Origin of the sequence: Pseudomonas sp. ANT_H12B (assembly GCF_008369325.1) — a bacterium.
In the GTDB taxonomy this organism is placed as follows: Bacteria; Pseudomonadota; Gammaproteobacteria; order Pseudomonadales; family Pseudomonadaceae; genus Aquipseudomonas.
Genome location: NZ_VOBI01000009.1, coordinates 176,156 through 192,859, shown reverse-complemented (window position 1 = coordinate 192,859; position 16,704 = coordinate 176,156). Strand labels below are relative to the sequence as shown.

The following is a 16,704-nucleotide window of genomic DNA, read 5'->3' as shown; positions in this document are numbered from 1 at the left end:
AGGCTGGCTGGCGTGCCGCTTAGCTCTTCGGCTGTCATTCGACGGCGGACGCTTCAATCTTGTCCAGGCGCGGCGTCTTGCTGTTGTAACGACGCTGATCCTGACGCTGGGCTACTTCTTGTACCTCACGGCGAGTGACAAGGTCAGCCAAGCTGATACCGCTCAGAAACTCGTGAATCTGCAGGCTCAGATCGCACCACAAGTGGTGGGTCAGGCAGGTGTCGCCTTGATGGCAATCACCCTGGCCCTGGCATTTGGTCGCATCGACTGATTCGTTCACCGCATCGATCACCTGGGCGACCTGGATGCCCTGCATGTCGCGGGACAGTTGGTAGCCACCGCCCGGGCCACGAACACTGGAGACCAGATTGCTGCGGCGCAATTTGGCAAAAAGCTGTTCGAGGTAGGACAGGGAGATGCCTTGGCGCTCGGAGATATCGGCCAGGGACACCGGCCCGTGTTGCGCATGCAACGCCAGGTCAAGCATGGCGGTCACGGCGTATCGGCCTTTTGTAGTCAGTCGCATGGACAATTACCACGGAGTTCAGAATGGGGCGAGTATGCAATTCCCGAGTATTTAAGTCAACTATAAGACCTAGTGCTTTAGTCAGGATTAGCCGCAAAAGAGCGCGCGCATCATAGCAAAGGCTGGCGGCGTACAGCCAGCAATTGCGCGTTATCGTTCATCGCGAGCAAGCCCGCTCCCACAGGGACTTTCGGTGTTCACACCACCATCTGTGTTTCACCAGAGACCTCGTGGGAGCGGGCTTGCCCGCGATGAAGCCATCTCGGCTTAACTGGCCTGACTCTGATCCTTGTCCTTCACACAGGCAAAATCTTCTTCGCGCAGCTCAGGCAGATCCTTGGCACTGTAGTTGCTCCCCAGATCCTTCAACGCACCGCACATCCCTTCCAGACGGCCGTCGACCGCCTGCAGGTGATCCAGCAACTGACCAATCGCGCGAGCCACCGGATCAGGCATGTCTTCACCGACCCCGTAGGCATCGAAGCCGATCTTCTCGGCCATGGCCTTGCGCTTGGCATCTTGCTCATCATCGGACTTGACGATGATCCGCCCCGGAATCCCGACCACCGTCGCCCCGGCCGGAACCGCCTTGGTCACCACGGCATTGGAGCCGACCTTGGCACCGGCACCGACAGTGAACGGGCCCAGCACCTTGGCGCCCGCCCCTACCACGACCCCGTCTTCCAGAGTCGGGTGACGCTTGCCCTTGTTCCAACTGGTGCCACCCAGCGTCACGCCCTGATAAAGGGTGACGTCATTGCCGATCTCGGCGGTTTCACCGATGACGATGCCCATGCCATGGTCAATAAAGAAGCGACGACCGACCTTGGCGCCCGGATGAATCTCGATTCCAGTCAACCAGCGACCGAAGTTCGACACCAGACGCGCCAGCCACTTCCAGCCCATGCCCCACAGGGCCGACGACAGACGATGGATCCAGATGGCGTGCATGCCCGGGTAGCACGTCAGAACTTCAAAAGCGTTACGCGCCGCCGGGTCACGATGGAAAACACTCTGGATATCTTCACGCAAACGCTCAAACATCATTAATCCTTCCGCTTAAGAAGCTCGCCACGGGCCGCTTTCTGGGTTTCCGTGAGGATGCCACGCAATATATTCATTTCCGCCCGGCTGACCGAGCTTCGTCCGTACAACCGACGCAGGCGCGCCATCAAGTGCCGTGGTTTTTCCGGATCGAGGAACTCAATGGCCACCAGAGTTTGCTCCAGGTGCTCATAGAATCGCTCCAGTTCATCCATGGTCGCCAGCTCACCACTTTTGGTGGACGCCACTTCATCCTTCTCGACCTTGCTCGGCTGGCCTTGGGCCGCGAGCCAGGACATGCGCACTTCATAACTCAACACCTGCACCGCGGCCCCAAGGTTCAGCGAACTGAACTCAGGGTCTGATGGGATGTGCACGTGATAATGACATCGCTGCAGCTCTTCATTGGTCAGGCCGGAATCTTCACGACCGAACACTAATGCGATCTCGGCGCCCTGCGTTGCTTCCTCGACCACTTTCACACCGCATTCGCGGGGATCGAGCAACGGCCAGGGAATGCGACGGTCACGGGCGCTGGTGCCGAGCACCAGATTGCAGCCGACCAAGGCATCTTCCAAGGTGGCGACGACTTGCGCGTTTTCAAGGATGTCACCGGCGCCGGAGGCACGAGCATCGGCCTCGTGGTGCGGGAACAGCCGCGGTTCGACCAGCACCAGCCGCGACAGGCCCATGTTCTTCATGGCACGCGCAGCACCGCCGATATTCCCGGGGTGGCTGGTATTGACCAGGACGACACGAATGTTTTGCAGCAAGGGAGGCGCTCTCGAACACTTTAATGGGGAGCAGAATCTTACAGCTCAACCTACCGTTAAGCTATGAAAGCGAACACCGACCTTCACCTGTAGAAACTTTCTGATAGAATGCCCGGCTTTCTTTAACAACCTTAGGTGACACATCCATGCAGCCCATGCTGAATATCGCGCTGCGCGCCGCCCGCAGCGCCAGTGAATTGATCTTCCGCTCCATCGAGCGCCTGGATACCATCAAGGTCGACGAAAAAGACGCCAAGGATTACGTATCCGAGGTGGATCGCGCCGCCGAGCAGAAGATCATCGACGCGCTTCGCAAGGCCTACCCTACCCACGGCATTCTCGGTGAAGAAACCGGCATGCACCCGGGTAGCGGCGAAGGCGAAGAGTACCTGTGGATCATCGATCCGCTGGACGGCACCACCAACTTCCTGCGCGGCATTCCTCACTTCGCTGTCAGCATCGCCTGCAAATACCGCGGTCGCCTGGAACACGCTGTGGTTCTGGACCCGGTTCGCCAGGAAGAATTCACCGCCAGCCGTGGTCGCGGCGCTCAACTGAACGGTCGTCGTCTGCGCGTCAGCGGCCGCACCAGTCTGGACGGCGCCCTGCTGGGTACCGGCTTCCCGTTCCGCGATGACCAAATGGACAACCTCGACAACTACCTGGGCATGTTCCGCGCCCTGGTTGGCCAGACCGCCGGCATCCGCCGCGCTGGCTCGGCGAGCCTGGACCTGGCTTACGTAGCAGCCGGCCGTTTCGACGCCTTCTGGGAGTCGGGCCTGTCCGAGTGGGACATGGCTGCGGGCGCCCTGCTGATCCAGGAAGCTGGCGGCTTGGTGAGCGACTTCACCGGCGGCCACGACTTCCTTGAGAAAGGCCACGTCGTTGCCGGCAACACCAAATGCTTCAAAGCAGTACTGACGGCCATCCAGCCGCACCTGCCGCCCTCGCTGAAGCGTTAAGCGCCCGGCCACAAAAAAAGCACCCTTGGGGTGCTTTTTTTATGCCTGGAATTCCACCCGAAGAACACCGCAGATCCCTGTGGGAGCGGGCTTGCCCGCGATGACGGCATAACCTGCACCATAGTCGCCGACTGACACACCGCTATCGCGGGCAAGCCCGTTCCCACAGGGTCTTATGTTTGGCTTCAAATCAGCATTCCGGGCACAAAAAAAGCACCTCGCAGGGTGCTTCTTTTTGACTCTGAATTTCAGCTATTTACTGAGCCGGCTCGTTCTGTGACAGTACAAGCTTGCCTTCCTTGTCGACCGGAATCTGGTTGCCCGGATCGCGATCCATCCGCACTTTACCTTCCTTGCCATCCAGTGAATAACGCACGTCGTAACCCACAACCTTGTCACTGATGTCATTCACCGTATTACAACGGGTTTGGGTCGTGGTGTAGGTATCACGCTCCTGCATGCCCTCCTGAACCTTGTTGCCGGCATAACCCCCACCGACAGCGCCCGCGACCGTGGCGATCTTCTTGCCGGTGCCGCCGCCGATCTGGTTACCCAGCAGACCGCCTGCCAGCGCACCCACCACCGTACCGGCGATCTGGTGTTGATCTTTGACCGGCGCCTGCCGGGTTACTGCTACGTCCTTGCACACTTCACGTGGCGTCTTGATTTGTGTCTTGACCGGTTCAACGGCTAGAACTTGCGCATACTCAGGGCCGCTATTAACCAGCTTGTAGGTGGCAACAGCACCCCCAGCAGTTACACCAACAGCACCCAATACTGCACCAACCAGCATCGACTTGTTCACATGAACCTCCTGACCATCACATGCGGGACATGCCCGCGCTTCTCCCAGCCTTGGAGCATAAAAAAAGGCGCGAGTTCAATACTCGCGCCTTTTCGGCTGACAGCTGGAAAACGATAGCCGTTATGGGCGGTCGTCGACTTCCGTATCGGTAGCCACTGCAGGAACCAGATCCTCGGTGCTCAGGTTCAGCCAGATCAGCACCACGTTGGCGATGTAGATCGACGAGTAGGTACCCGCCAACACACCGATAAACAGAGCGATAGAGAAGCCGAACAGGTTATCGCCACCGAAGAACAACAGGGCCGCAATCGCCAGTAAGGTGGAGATCGACGTCGCCATGGTCCGCAACAGGGTTTGCGTGGTCGAGATGTTGATATTCTCGATCAGGGTCGCCTTGCGCAATACGCGGAAGTTCTCACGAACCCGGTCGAACACCACAATGGTGTCGTTGAGCGAGTAACCGATAATCGCCAGCACCGCTGCCAACACCGTCAGGTCAAAGGTGATCTGGAAGAACGACAGGATACCGATGGTCACGATCACGTCGTGGATCAGCGAAACGATGGCACCGACCGCAAACTTCCACTGAAAGCGGAAAGCCAGGTAGATCAGGATGCCGCCAAGCGCCATCAGCATGCCGAGGCCGCCTTGGTCGCGCAGTTCTTCACCGACCTGAGGGCCGACGAATTCGACGCGTTTGACCGTCGCCGGGTTGTCGCCGCCGACCTTCAACAGCGCTTCTGCCACTTGATGACCCAGCTGCGGGTCTTCACCTGGCATACGCACCAGCAAATCGGTAGTCGCACCGAAGCTCTGAACGACCGCATCGTTATAACCCGATGTAACCAGCTGCTCACGCACCTTGGTGACGTCGGCCGGACGCTCGTAGGTCAGCTCAATGAGCGTACCGCCGGTGAAGTCCAGGCCCCAGTTCATGCCCTTGGTGGCGACACTGAACAATGCCAATGCCGTGAGGAACAATGTGACGCCGAACGCAAAGTTGCGAACGCCCATGAAGTTGATTGTACGTAACATGGCAGCCCCTTAAATCCACAACTTCTTGAAGTCACGACCGCCGAAGATCAGGTTGACCATCGCGCGGGTCACCATGATGGCCGTGAACATCGAGGTAAAGATCCCGAGGGACATAGTCACTGCGAAGCCTTTGACCGGGCCGGTGCCCATCGCAAAGAGAATCCCGCCGACCAACAAGGTTGTCAGGTTGGCGTCGAGAATCGCGGTGAATGCCCGGCCGAAGCCTTCGTTGATTGCCCGTTGTACGGTCATGCCCGCCGCGATCTCTTCACGTATCCGCGAGAAGATCAGAACGTTGGCGTCGACAGCCATACCCATGGTCAACACGATACCGGCGATACCCGGCAGGGTCAGCGTTGCACCCAGCAGCGACATCAGGGCCAGCAGCAGCACCATGTTCACCGCCAGCGCAACGGTGGCGATGATGCCGAAGAAGCGGTAGATGGCGATGATGAACAGCGAGACAAACAGCATGCCCCACAGCGATGCATCGATACCTTTGATGATGTTGTCGGCACCCAGGCTTGGGCCGATGGTGCGCTCTTCAGCGAAGTACATCGGTGCAGCCAGACCACCGGCACGCAGCAGCAGCGCCAGTTCGGACGACTCGCCCTGACCGTTCAGGCCTGTGATGCGGAACTGAGCACCCAGCGGCGACTGGATGGTCGCCAGGCTGATGATCTTTTTCTCTTCCTTGAACGTCTGGACCGGCACTTCTTTCTCGACGCCGTTAACCACTTGCTTGACGTAAGAGGTAACCGGGCGCTGCTCGATAAAGATCACAGCCATACTGCGACCGACGTTGCTGCGAGTCGCACGACTCATCAGCTCGCCACCGTGGCCATCCAGACGGATGTTCACTTCCGGCGTGCCTTGCTCGCCAAAGCCAGCCTTGGCGTCAGTCACCTGGTCGCCTGTGATGATCAAGCCGCGCTCGATCTGTGCGGGCGGACGATTGCCTTCACGGAACTCGAAGGTTTCGGAAGTGGCTTTCGAAGCGCCTGGCTCGGCGGCCAGACGGAACTCAAGGTTGGCCGTCTTGCCGAGGATACGCTTGGCTTCGGCGGTGTCCTGCACGCCCGGCAGCTCAACCACGATGCGGTTGGCGCCCTGACGCTGAACGATTGGCTCGGCAACACCCAGCTCGTTGACGCGGTTACGTACCGTGGTCAAGTTCTGCTTGATGGAGTATTCACGGATTTCCGCCAGCTTGGCCGGGGTCATCGCCAGACGCAGTACCGGTTGCCCATTGAGGTCGGCCGGAACAATATCGAAATCGTTGAAGCTCTTGCGGATCAGCGCACGGGCTTGTTCGCGGGCTGCTTCATCAGTGAAGCCCAACTGAATGGCACCGTTGAGTTGCGGCAGGCTGCGATAGCGCAGTTTCTCTTTACGCAACAGGCTCTTCACATCGCCTTCGTACACTTTCAAGCGAGCGTCGAGGGCTTTGTCCATGTCCACTTCCAGCAGGAAGTGCACACCACCGGACAAGTCCAGACCCAGCTTCATCGGGTGCGCGGCCAGGCTGCGCAGCCATTGCGGGGTGGTTTGTGCCAGGTTCAGTGCAACGACGTAGTCATCACCCAATGCCTTGCGCACAACGTCTTTGGCAGGTAGCTGGTCTTCAGCCTTGGTCAGACGAATCAGACCGCCCTTGCCGTTTTCCGCCAGGGTGGCAGCCTTGACGTTGATCCCGGATTCCTTGAGCGCTGCGCTCACACGATCCAGATCAGCCTGATTGACCTGCAGCGAAGTGCTTGCACCGCTGACCTGAATGGCCGGGTCATCAGGATATAGATTGGGAGCGGAATAAATCAGACCGACCGCTAGCACCGCCAGGATCAGAATGTATTTCCACAGAGGGTATTTGTTCAGCATCACGCCGCCCGCTTATGACGCGGGGCGCCTTGCGCGCCCCGTCGATTGAGTAGAAGTTGAAACTTAGATCGCTTTTAGCGTGCCTTTTGGCAGCGTGGCGGCAATGGCGCCTTTCTGGAACTTCATTTCGATGGTGTCGGAAACTTCCAGAACAACAAAGTCGTCTGCCACTTTAGTGATCTTGCCGGCGATACCACCGGTGGTCACAACTTCGTCACCTTTTTGCAGGCTGCCCAGCAGGTTCTTCTGCTCTTTGGCGCGTTTAGCCTGCGGACGCCAGATCATCAGGTAGAAGATGACCAGGAAACCGACCAGGAAAATCCACTCAAAGCCGCCGCCCATTGGGCCTGCAGCAGGTGCAGCAGCGTCAGCCATGGCATTAGAGATAAAAAAGCTCATTTAGCACTCCAGTTGCAAATGTTGAATCTTGGGGTCAGAAAACTCAGTCCAAAGGCGGAACAGGTAACCCGCGTTTGGCGTAGAAGGCATCGACAAAGGCGGCCAATGTACCCTGTTGAATAGCCTCGCGCAAACCAGCCATAAGCACCTGGTAATGGCGCAAATTGTGGATGGTATTCAACATGCTACCCAGCATTTCGCCACACTTGTCCAGATGGTGCAGATAAGCACGGGAGAAGTTCTGGCAGGTGTAGCAATCGCAGGTCGGATCCAGCGGCGAATCATCATGGCGATGGAACGCGTTACGGATCTTCAGCACGCCTGTATCAATGAACAGATGCCCATTGCGGGCATTACGGGTTGGCATCACGCAATCGAACATGTCCACACCGCGGCGCACACCCTCAACCAGATCTTCCGGTTTGCCAACGCCCATAAGGTAACGAGGTTTGTCAGCCGGCATCTGGCCCGGCAGGTAATCCAGCACCTTGATCATCTCGTGCTTCGGCTCGCCCACCGACAGACCGCCAATGGCCAGACCATCGAAGCCGATATTGTCGAGACCTTCCAGGGAGCGCATGCGCAAATCCTGGTGCATACCGCCCTGAACGATGCCGAACAGCGCCGCCGTGTTGTCGCCATGGGCTTCTTTCGAACGCTTGGCCCACCGCAACGACAGCTCCATCGATACCCGCGCGACGTCTTCGTCGGCTGGGTACGGGGTGCATTCGTCAAAGATCATCACGATGTCCGAGCCCAGATCACGCTGGACCTGCATCGACTCTTCCGGGCCCATGAACACTTTTGCGCCATCGACAGGAGAAGCGAAGGTCACGCCCTCCTCCTTGATCTTGCGCATCGCGCCCAGGCTGAACACCTGGAAACCGCCGGAGTCGGTCAGAATCGGGCCTTTCCACTGCATGAAATCGTGCAGGTCGCCGTGTTTCTTGATCACTTCGGTGCCAGGACGCAGCCACAAGTGGAAGGTGTTACCCAGAATGATTTCCGCGCCCGTGGCGGTGATATCCCGCGGCAACATGCCCTTGACCGTGCCATACGTGCCCACTGGCATGAAGGCCGGGGTCTCGACGGTACCGCGCGGGAAGGTCAAACGACCGCGACGAGCCTTGCCGTCGGTAGCAAGTAACTCAAACGACATACGACTCATACTGTTTCCTCAGGGCCGCGTGGCGCCGGATTACGGGTGATAAACATCGCATCACCGTAGCTGAAAAAGCGGTAACCATGCTCCACCGCTGCTTTATAGGCAGCCATGGCTTCGGGATAACCGGCAAACGCCGAAACCAGCATCAACAGCGTGGATTCGGGCAAATGGAAGTTGGTGACCAGGGCATCGACCACATGAAACGGGCGGCCCGGGTAAATAAAGATGTCGGTGTCGCCACTGAACGGCTTGAGCACACCATCGCGCGCGGCACTTTCCAGGGAACGCACGCTGGTGGTCCCCACGGCCACCACACGACCACCGCGAGCACGGCAGGCTTCGACGGCATCGACCACGTCCTGGCCGACTTCCAGCCATTCGCTGTGCATGTGGTGATCTTCGATTTTCTCGACGCGCACCGGCTGGAACGTACCCGCACCGACGTGCAAGGTCACGAACGCCGTCTCGACGCCCTTGGCGGCAATCGCCTCCATCAACGGCTGATCGAAATGCAGCCCCGCCGTCGGCGCCGCCACTGCGCCCAAACGCTCGGCATAGACCGTCTGATAACGCTCGCGGTCCGAGCCTTCATCCGGACGGTCTATATAAGGAGGCAACGGCATGTGCCCAACGCGATCAAGCAGCGGCAACACCTCTTCGGCGAACCCCAACTCGAACAACGCGTCATGGCGCGCCAGCATCTCGGCTTCGCCACCGCCATCAATCAGGATCTTCGACCCCGGCTTCGGCGATTTGCTGGAGCGCACATGGGCCAGCACGCGATGACTGTCCAGCACCCGCTCCACCAGAATTTCCAGCTTGCCGCCGGAAGCCTTCTGGCCAAACAGCCGCGCCGGAATCACCCGGGTATTGTTGAACACCATCAAATCGCCCGGGCGCAAATGCTCAAGCAAATCAGTGAATTGACGGTGTGCCAGGGCGCCGCTGACCCCATCAAGGGTCAACAGGCGACTGTTGCGACGCTCGGCCAAAGGATGGCGGGCGATCAGCGAATCAGGGAGCTCGAAGGTAAAGTCAGCAACGCGCATGATGGGGTTCGTCTAGCAGGGCCGGGAAGTCTAGCGGAAATATCAAAAATTCTCCATGTACCTGATTGACCGACGGTTATCTCATCTCTATACTTCGCCGCCATTGAGCCCTGATGGCGGAATTGGTAGACGCGGCGGATTCAAAATCCGTTTTCGCAAGAAGTGGGAGTTCGAGTCTCCCTCGGGGCACCAACATTTTCCTTGTAAATCAAGGACTTAGAGAAGGGGTAGAAAGAAATTTCTACCCCTTTTTCTATCCAAAAAATCTACCCTTCTCATACCCTTTTCTTGGGAAAAACTGCCTCCCGGCAGTGGTCTTCTTGCTTTGCATTCACGCGAGAGACTGTACGTTCAAGCCATCCTTTCTGATCCAGACCGTTTGACGTGCTGCGGCTCCGCAGCAGTGCGTAAAAGGGTCAACCATGGGTTGCGTAGATGTGTGGCTCAGGCGAGGATTAGCCTAGGCAAAACGCCACCACGCAAGGAAAGCCACATGACAGGTGTGAGGCAAGAAATGGATACAACGCTTGATAAGGAACAGAAAGCTGTCTCATTAACGCTTGCAATTGCACTAAGTGTGTTGTCATTTATTGTTGTGTTTGTCGCAATCACAAGTAAGGATTTTGGGTTTTATAACATCACAAAGATTGTCAGCGTCCCACAGGTGTTTCGTGAATATATAGCGGAAGCGATTGGAGGTAGCATGTTTGCACCAGCTATCAATGTCGCGGTCATCTCTGCGTTTAAAAATAAGAGAACCCCTTCCACTAGGCGAAAGATATTTATCTGGTGGTCGATAATTATCATAGCAGTTCAAATGCTGACGGTTTTTTTAAATAAGAATTAAGTCTTGGATGATTATAAGGTATCTCAAACTGAAATTATTAAGGGGGCAACATGAGTGCGAAACCATTAAGTAGTGCCGAGCAAAGTAAAATAATGATTTTTGTCTTAGCGATGTTGCCAACGATATTTTTTATCGTGGGAATAATTCCAGCGTTATTTCTTATTTTTGGCACGTTTATGATGAAAAAGAATAACGATTTCTCTCATATCGAAACAGCCGTCAGAAATTACAAATGTTATGTATTTTTAGCTCTCGGAGTAGCCGCGTTGTTTGCGATGTATTACGCGACAACCTTAGGGGCAAAAGATAGATATGATAGGGACGGTGCAGAATTTATTATTTCATTGGCGTTTGCTGGTATCGCGATTATTTATATATTGCTGGTCAATAAACTATTTCTGTCACCACTTGCATCACACACGGACTGGGTTGCGAATAATGGAATATTTACTAACAAGCCTAAAAAAATTACCCTGCAAGGCGGCTTTGAGGACATAGATATAATAAAAGGAGAAAGACTGAAGTCATTTTCTGTTGCTGATGAACTTATTAAATGGGCTAAATTAAAAGAAGACGGGCACATAAGCGAGCAAGAGTTTAATGATGCAAGGAAAAAACTACTTCAACGAGGCTAATTGGGAACCTTATAAATATTGATAGCTACCGTGTTCAAATAGGCCAAATTGACGCGTTTTCTACCGAACAGGTCGATTGTTCAAGAATGATGAATGACCAGACAAAAGCGGGGCGTGCAGTGGCTCGCCATTTGGTGGTCGCTCCGCTGCAAAAGGAGCGGAAAGCCATTAGGGTAGAACGCTAAATGTTTTACTGCCTCATTTCGAACCCTCTCGGGGTGAGGTCAAAATTAGAAGTTTGAAGTTTTTTAGAAACCTAGCGTTGACCTCTATTTGATGATTAAGGTCGAACCTTATATTTATTTTCATTTTGCTATTGACAGAGTTTTTCATTGATTTTGAGCCAAAAAACGACTGTCAAAAAAAATGAAAACTCAAAAAATCACATAAAACCGTAGAAAAAACCAAATGCACTTTATTAGTGCGTTAACAGAAACAGGCAAAAAACGGCGTCTTTTAATTCTCTGTATTAACATACGCACAAGATAACAAATCACCTAAAAACGGCAATTTCATAAGTTTTGATTTTTGAAAGTTTTGCTGCTCAAAATGCCTTTGGTTTTATATGCGAACTTAGTTCGCAACTCCCAGATGCTTTTCGCCTGTTAGGGCGGGCTTTGTTTTTGTTCTTCTTGGATAACTCTTAAATAAGTGTCGCAAGTTGATTTTATGGGTTTTTTTGAACGTTCTTGACTTGGCTTTCTATTGAGGGTGAATTCAATAAAACGTATATCTATATTTGACTTATAAAAATCTCATGATATATGTGTATGTATAAACTTAAAATACATATATGATTTTTATACCTCAAAGGATATCCACTGACAAAGCAAACATCGAATTCTTCTTAAAAGAATGTGAGCGTCAGTATTTCTTTGAGAATGCAATTGAAAGGAATATGGCTTTAAAAGAAAACTTGGACAACAAGAATAACAACTCATCAAAAAGAAAAGTCGGAAGTATTGCGAAAGAAATTCGCCATATTAAAGAGAAATTCAATTGGGTTTCACAATGCCCTGAATACACTTGCTGGAAAATACAAGAAAAGTATTCCATTTGCAAAAGCAGCGAATTAAATGAAGTTGTCAAAAATATCTCATTTGTGTTCGATAACATACAAGACCTTCTTATAGTTAAACAAAGAAACCTCAATAATAATGACGGCGTTTTTGGTGCTGTATTCCCATATGTAAACCCTGAATGGAACATCGGATACGGCATTAAAATAAAGGATATTAAAGGCTCAACGCTCAAAGATAAATTGATAAACATAGCTGATGAAAAGAAGCTGAAAACGCAGATTAAAAGAATACAAAAACAAAGGAATGAACTCTACAAATTGAAGTTGGGGATGATTGGTGCTGGTCGTGACTATGAAATTTGTAGCGATGAAGTTGTTCGAGATAGAGAAGCGGACGAAGCCAAACAACTTGATTACATCATGAAAAACTCTGTGGTTTATGAGAACAAAAAGAAAGTCCCTTTATCAAAGATAGCGAGCACTGAAAAACAAAGATTTGCTGAGATATTTATTCAAGTTACTTCATTGGACTTATACGCCAAACAACTTGATTACAAGCCTCTTTTCATCACGTTCACTGCACCCGCTAGATTTCACCCAAAGCCATCAAAGGGCGTGAGTTCTTGGGATGGTTCAACTCCAAAAGAAAGCAATGATTACTTGAAAGGCTTATGGAATGCTTTTAGAAAAGACGTCCATAGACATAAGATTGAGATGAACGGTTTCTGGGCGGTCGAGCCGCACAAAGACCAGTGCTTTCATAAACACGCTTTAATGTATGTTAACAAGAAACATTTTGATGAATTGATTGTATTGATTAACAAGCATTTTAGACACTCGGAGAATGCCGTTAGAATTGAAGAAATAGACACAAAGAAAAGTAAGGCAACATCATATGTGATGAAGTATCTAACTAAGTCATTCAACATGGATTTCGAGTTGAAAGGTGGCGTGTTAAATGTTGATAAACTGGAAATATCAAACCACAAAAAAGTTAGAGCGGTTCAAGCGTTGTGGTCTGTTCGTAGATATGCGATGTTCGGCGTTAAAAATACATTATCGCTGTGGAGAGAGTTGAAAAGGAAACCATTTCTAAAAGGTAAAAACGAAACAATAGACAAGGCGTTCGTGTTTGTTAAAACAAATGACTTCATAGGGTTCTCTATGTTTGTTAATGGAAAACTCAAAATAAAGAGAGTATTTAGTGAAATACAAATCATGAAAAATGATTTGCTGGGTGATGTATTTGGAAAAAGTCTAGTAGGTAAATATATTTTAGATATGACAAGTGATGAAGTTATAAACATAAAAGCAACCTGCAAGGTTGTGCCCGCTGACTGGTTAGATGTTGAAACTGCATAAATAAATATATACTAATGTATTGATTTGTGACAACGGCATGTTATGTTATAACTAACAGACCGGGGGATAAATTATGGAACTAATTAGGATGGCGAGTGGGAAAAAGAAAGTTTTAAGACTTATTAAGCAATTGGGACTTACTGAGATGTATAAAAACATTAGTAGCTTGCATAGTAGTAGCGAGTATCATTTGCTCTTTGATACGGTGGATTGCGAGTTTAAAGTGCTGGTAAACCAAAGCAATGTGCCCTATAAATATCAAGATGAGTGTTTAAGAGAACAATAATCAAGCCAGCAAATGCTGGTTTTTCTTATTGCAAGTATATACATTATTGACTTGGTTGAAATTTATGCTCTAATTGATATATAAACAGCCGAGAACAATATGAAGAGCAACAAGACAAACAGATACCTGCTTAAATCAGAGAAGGACACAATGCAACGCTTTCAAGAGATAGCCAAAATGAATGATTTCCCTATGTCCCGATACATCAATGACTGCATTGAGCAATACCTGAAATCCTACGATAGTGATGGATTTAAAGATGAGGTATCAATCAAGGTGCCAATAAGGAAATTTGAAAGAATTAACAAATAAAAAGCCCTATTGGGTCTATTTATTTAACTGCGGTTTTAAGTCAAACGTTACCGCTCTTTTGTTTGCCATCTGTGCTTTAAAAGCTTGTTCAAGCTGTTTTGCTGCCGTTGGGTCTCTTTCACTAATTTCATCAAACATCTTATAAAAATCCTGTCTTAAATTATATTGGCGTTTAATTTCACCTTTTCTCTCATAGATAAGATTTTGTTTGTCCATGTATCTATGGCCCGCAATGTCGCTTTTACTGTTTCCAGTAAATAGTGTTTTTTCAAGCTTTTTCTGTATACCTTCAAATACTTCCACGAGCTCATCATTAGAATATGTTGAATAGTCACCTTCAACCTTATCGCTTTCAGGTTCTGGAAGCGGCTCTGGTTCCATCGGTGTGTAAAGGTCTACGACAGGCTCGGCTGATTTTGACGGTTCTATGGCTTCCTTAGGAGCTTGTGCGACTGGTATATGGTTGGGAGCTTCAAACTCGCTCATCAACTCATCTATCAAGCCGTCATCGGTGGCTGCAATCTGTTCTTGTTCAACCTGCTTTGTTGGTTCTGCTGGCTTCTCTGGTGTGGTTTGAACAGGTGTAGGTATGACGGGTGGAGCAATGACAGGCTCAACTGGCTTAGGTGCTTCTACGGCCACCGTTGGGGCTTCTGGTACTGGTTGTGGTTTTGGTTCTGGCCTCTTATTCATCGAAGCATATTGCTCCTGAATTTTCTTCAATTCGTCTAAATCTGCTGGGGTAGGTTTGTAACCTTCAAGCTTGAACCCTTTGGCTTCCAATCCCATTAACTGAAATTCAAGCCATATATTTTTCTTAAAGAAATCAGGGCCATTCACTGTGAATGATTGTGGTGGTTTGGCGTCAGCAACAAGCCTTTGAATGCCAGCCTTTGCTGACTGTCTTGATAAATCATGGAATGAAATTTTTGACGGGTCTTTGTAATACTCGAATGATTTCTTGCTGCTGGCTGAATTATAGAAATATTCAACCTTGTCACTATGCTGAATAAACTTGAACTTGGTGGCAAGCACTGAGTTCGGTTTAATCTTTTTCATGTAGTCGGGTTCTGCTTCATTGGAAGCAATAGAACAATCTTCGTATTTCTTAACGTTGTGCTTATTTTTCAAAGTCTGCTCAAAGCCACTGTCATCACCTAGTTTCGCTTTAAGTGTTTTGTAAGATAGGCCAAGCTCGGATGCTTTGAATATCTGGTCCTCATGTTGAATGGAAAAGGAAGTTTTCCCATTATAGATAACGTTGTATCCGTTATCTGCGATTTTGTTTATGAAGTCACTCGGAGAGCTTGACTGTTGCAGGAAAATTTTTAAGTCAGTCTTCATTTCTTCTTTATTAGAAATAATCCCGCGTATTTCAAGCATGCGTTCATTTGATGATGGTTTTTTGTCGGCGTATTTTTTATTTATTAAGTTTCTCTTTTGCTCCGCTGTTTTGTCTTTGTATTTTGAATTATTGTTCAAAGTATCAATGTCTCTTGATATTCTATTTTTGGGAGCAATCAAGTTGTGTTTCTTTTCTAGATGTTCGCACTCTCTTTCTATCTTGCGATAGTCGTTGCTGACGTTGTAGCATTTACCATCAAAGTCTTTTATTGCCCATACAATATGAACATGAACCTCATCTGTATCAATGTGAACGCCTAACGAATACTTTCTGTTTGAAAGTTTGTGCGTGGCCTCATAAAGTTCTTTTGCAATATCTCGGGCTTGCTCTGGTGTAATATTGTCATTCGTATGAAAGCTAACAACATCGTGCTGGGTTCTAACTGATTGCTTTCTACCTTTCTTGCTGTCAGTAATATCGCTTTCAATTGATTGTGATATTGCTTTCGCAATATCTTTCTTTGAAGCATTCAAAGGCGTGTGCATGTTGGACTCGAATAATACGCACCCATCTGCTTTGTTAAAATACTTGGCCGTTTTGTAAATGGCCGATTTTGATTTTTGAGTGCTGAGTTTTTTGCGTATCATGACTTGCCTACGTTTCTTAATGTCTCCTTTTTTAATTTGTCCAACTTTTTAGTAAGTATGGTTATGTTTTGGTCGAGTTCAGTTAGCCTTTTTAAAATATCAAAAGGGGGTGCCTCATTAGCATTTAGACTTTTAGCTATTTGATTTAGGTTGTTTCCATATCCGCCCAGAAACCTTTCAATTTTATCAATGTCTTGTCTAAGTTCAGGATTGGTGATTTCAATAATTGAATTGATGCCATTATTGATAATGTGGGAAATAAAGCCGGACTGGCTTTTGTGTATAATTTTTCTTTCGTGCTCAATCTTTTCGTAATCACTTTCGGATATTCTTACATTCATCTGTCTTGGTTTTTTATTATCACTCATACATTCCTCATAGTTGTTGATTTTAATTTTTCAAACGTAGTGCGAAAAATCGAGCGTAAATGTAAGCAACGAACGAAGTGAGGTGCTATACATTTACATTGCTCGCATGTAGCAAAAGAACTCACACTATACTTATAAGTTAGCATATATTTTAATGCTTTCAAGAGTGAATGAATTCTATATTTATAGTATTCGTATAGCACACGTATAGCGGTCATATAGCGGTGTATAGCAGGCATAAAAAA

15 protein-coding genes and 1 tRNA gene are annotated in these 16,704 nt (G+C 49.8%); 5 read left to right on the top strand and 11 right to left on the bottom strand.

What is annotated here, in order from left to right; genetic code table 11:
* Nucleotides 1-34 precede the first annotated feature (34 nt).
* The 3 genes from iscR to trmJ all read right to left on the bottom strand — a co-directional run bounded on the left by iscR (nt 35) and on the right by trmJ (nt 2,343).
* The gene (gene iscR, locus FQ185_RS16140) at nt 35-526 is read right to left on the bottom strand and encodes a Fe-S cluster assembly transcriptional regulator IscR (protein WP_149418271.1); all 492 of its coding nucleotides are present in this window, start codon (nt 524-526) and stop codon (nt 35-37) included.
* A gap of 267 nt (nt 527-793) precedes the next feature.
* Nucleotides 794-1,570, bottom strand: coding sequence for a serine O-acetyltransferase (gene cysE, locus FQ185_RS16135; RefSeq protein ID WP_149418270.1), 777 nt, complete (start codon nt 1,568-1,570; stop codon nt 794-796).
* Nucleotides 1,571-1,572: 2 nt separating this feature from the next.
* Nucleotides 1,573-2,343, bottom strand: a complete 771-nt coding sequence (trmJ, locus tag FQ185_RS16130; protein WP_046046028.1) for a tRNA (cytosine(32)/uridine(32)-2'-O)-methyltransferase TrmJ — start codon at nt 2,341-2,343, stop codon at nt 1,573-1,575.
* A 146-nt stretch (nt 2,344-2,489) separates the two neighbouring features.
* Between trmJ and suhB the strand changes: the two genes are divergently transcribed.
* Nucleotides 2,490-3,305 carry an inositol-phosphate phosphatase gene (gene suhB, locus FQ185_RS16125; RefSeq protein ID WP_149418269.1) on the top strand — a complete coding sequence of 272 codons (816 nt, stop codon included), beginning with the start codon at nt 2,490-2,492 and terminating at the stop codon, nt 3,303-3,305.
* A 256-nt stretch (nt 3,306-3,561) separates the two neighbouring features.
* On the opposite strand, the gene FQ185_RS16115 is transcribed toward suhB, so the two are convergent.
* The 6 genes from FQ185_RS16115 to queA form a co-directional block, all read right to left on the bottom strand.
* Entirely contained in the window at nt 3,562-4,110 is a 549-nt protein-coding gene (locus tag FQ185_RS16115) for a glycine zipper 2TM domain-containing protein (RefSeq protein WP_149418268.1), read from the bottom strand.
* A gap of 120 nt (nt 4,111-4,230) precedes the next feature.
* A complete protein-coding gene (secF, locus tag FQ185_RS16110) occupies nt 4,231-5,145 on the bottom strand; it encodes a protein translocase subunit SecF (protein WP_149418267.1) in 915 nt (304 codons plus the stop codon).
* Between the two features lie 9 nt (nt 5,146-5,154).
* Nucleotides 5,155-7,023, bottom strand: coding sequence for a protein translocase subunit SecD (secD, locus tag FQ185_RS16105; protein WP_149418266.1), 1,869 nt, complete (start codon nt 7,021-7,023; stop codon nt 5,155-5,157).
* Nucleotides 7,024-7,086: 63 nt separating this feature from the next.
* Nucleotides 7,087-7,422 (bottom strand): preprotein translocase subunit YajC, encoded by a 336-nt coding sequence (gene yajC, locus FQ185_RS16100; RefSeq protein ID WP_046046023.1) that lies wholly within the window; start codon nt 7,420-7,422, stop codon nt 7,087-7,089.
* Between the two features lie 43 nt (nt 7,423-7,465).
* The gene (tgt, locus tag FQ185_RS16095; RefSeq protein WP_161990833.1) at nt 7,466-8,581 is read right to left on the bottom strand and encodes a tRNA guanosine(34) transglycosylase Tgt; all 1,116 of its coding nucleotides are present in this window, start codon (nt 8,579-8,581) and stop codon (nt 7,466-7,468) included.
* Between the two features lie 5 nt (nt 8,582-8,586).
* Entirely contained in the window at nt 8,587-9,636 is a 1,050-nt protein-coding gene (queA, locus tag FQ185_RS16090) for a tRNA preQ1(34) S-adenosylmethionine ribosyltransferase-isomerase QueA (protein WP_074873938.1), read from the bottom strand.
* A gap of 107 nt (nt 9,637-9,743) precedes the next feature.
* Here queA and FQ185_RS16085 point away from each other — a divergent pair.
* From FQ185_RS16085 to FQ185_RS16070, 4 genes are all read left to right on the top strand, one after another.
* Nucleotides 9,744-9,828, top strand: a tRNA-Leu gene (locus FQ185_RS16085).
* Nucleotides 9,829-10,129: 301 nt separating this feature from the next.
* Complete coding sequence (locus FQ185_RS16080) at nt 10,130-10,483, top strand: hypothetical protein (RefSeq protein WP_149418265.1); 354 nt, start codon at nt 10,130-10,132, stop codon at nt 10,481-10,483.
* A 50-nt stretch (nt 10,484-10,533) separates the two neighbouring features.
* Nucleotides 10,534-11,118: an SHOCT domain-containing protein gene (locus FQ185_RS16075; protein ID WP_149418264.1), complete on the top strand. Its 585-nt coding sequence runs from the start codon at nt 10,534-10,536 to the stop codon at nt 11,116-11,118.
* 898 nt (nt 11,119-12,016) lie between these two features.
* A complete protein-coding gene (locus FQ185_RS16070) occupies nt 12,017-13,501 on the top strand; it encodes a replication endonuclease (RefSeq protein WP_178113545.1) in 1,485 nt (494 codons plus the stop codon).
* 613 nt (nt 13,502-14,114) lie between these two features.
* Here FQ185_RS16070 and FQ185_RS16065 read toward each other — a convergent pair.
* Together FQ185_RS16065 and mobC are read right to left on the bottom strand one after the other, a co-directional pair.
* Complete coding sequence (locus FQ185_RS16065; RefSeq protein WP_149418262.1) at nt 14,115-16,091, bottom strand: relaxase/mobilization nuclease domain-containing protein; 1,977 nt, start codon at nt 16,089-16,091, stop codon at nt 14,115-14,117.
* A complete protein-coding gene (gene mobC / locus FQ185_RS16060) occupies nt 16,088-16,459 on the bottom strand; it encodes a plasmid mobilization relaxosome protein MobC (protein ID WP_149418261.1) in 372 nt (123 codons plus the stop codon). Before mobC ends, FQ185_RS16065 begins: the two co-directional genes overlap by 4 nt.
* Nucleotides 16,460-16,704: the final 245 nt, after the last annotated feature.

What these genes read in the sequence shown, in the direction of transcription:
- iscR (WP_149418271.1), bottom strand. Translation starts at nt 526, where the DNA reads ATGCGACTGACTACAAAAGGCCGATACGCCGTGACCGCCATGCTTGAC.
- cysE (WP_149418270.1), bottom strand. Translation starts at nt 1,570, where the DNA reads ATGTTTGAGCGTTTGCGTGAAGATATCCAGAGTGTTTTCCATCGTGAC.
- suhB (WP_149418269.1), top strand. Translation starts at nt 2,490, where the DNA reads ATGCAGCCCATGCTGAATATCGCGCTGCGCGCCGCCCGCAGCGCCAGT.
- secF (WP_149418267.1), bottom strand. Translation starts at nt 5,145, where the DNA reads ATGTTACGTACAATCAACTTCATGGGCGTTCGCAACTTTGCGTTCGGC.
- secD (WP_149418266.1), bottom strand. Translation starts at nt 7,023, where the DNA reads ATGCTGAACAAATACCCTCTGTGGAAATACATTCTGATCCTGGCGGTG.
- yajC (WP_046046023.1), bottom strand. Translation starts at nt 7,422, where the DNA reads ATGAGCTTTTTTATCTCTAATGCCATGGCTGACGCTGCTGCACCTGCT.
- tgt (WP_161990833.1), bottom strand. Translation starts at nt 8,581, where the DNA reads ATGTCGTTTGAGTTACTTGCTACCGACGGCAAGGCTCGTCGCGGTCGT.
- queA (WP_074873938.1), bottom strand. Translation starts at nt 9,636, where the DNA reads ATGCGCGTTGCTGACTTTACCTTCGAGCTCCCTGATTCGCTGATCGCC.
- FQ185_RS16080 (WP_149418265.1), top strand. Translation starts at nt 10,130, where the DNA reads ATGACAGGTGTGAGGCAAGAAATGGATACAACGCTTGATAAGGAACAG.
- FQ185_RS16075 (WP_149418264.1), top strand. Translation starts at nt 10,534, where the DNA reads ATGAGTGCGAAACCATTAAGTAGTGCCGAGCAAAGTAAAATAATGATT.
- FQ185_RS16070 (WP_178113545.1), top strand. Translation starts at nt 12,017, where the DNA reads ATGGCTTTAAAAGAAAACTTGGACAACAAGAATAACAACTCATCAAAA.
- FQ185_RS16065 (WP_149418262.1), bottom strand. Translation starts at nt 16,091, where the DNA reads ATGATACGCAAAAAACTCAGCACTCAAAAATCAAAATCGGCCATTTAC.
- mobC (WP_149418261.1), bottom strand. Translation starts at nt 16,459, where the DNA reads ATGAGTGATAATAAAAAACCAAGACAGATGAATGTAAGAATATCCGAA.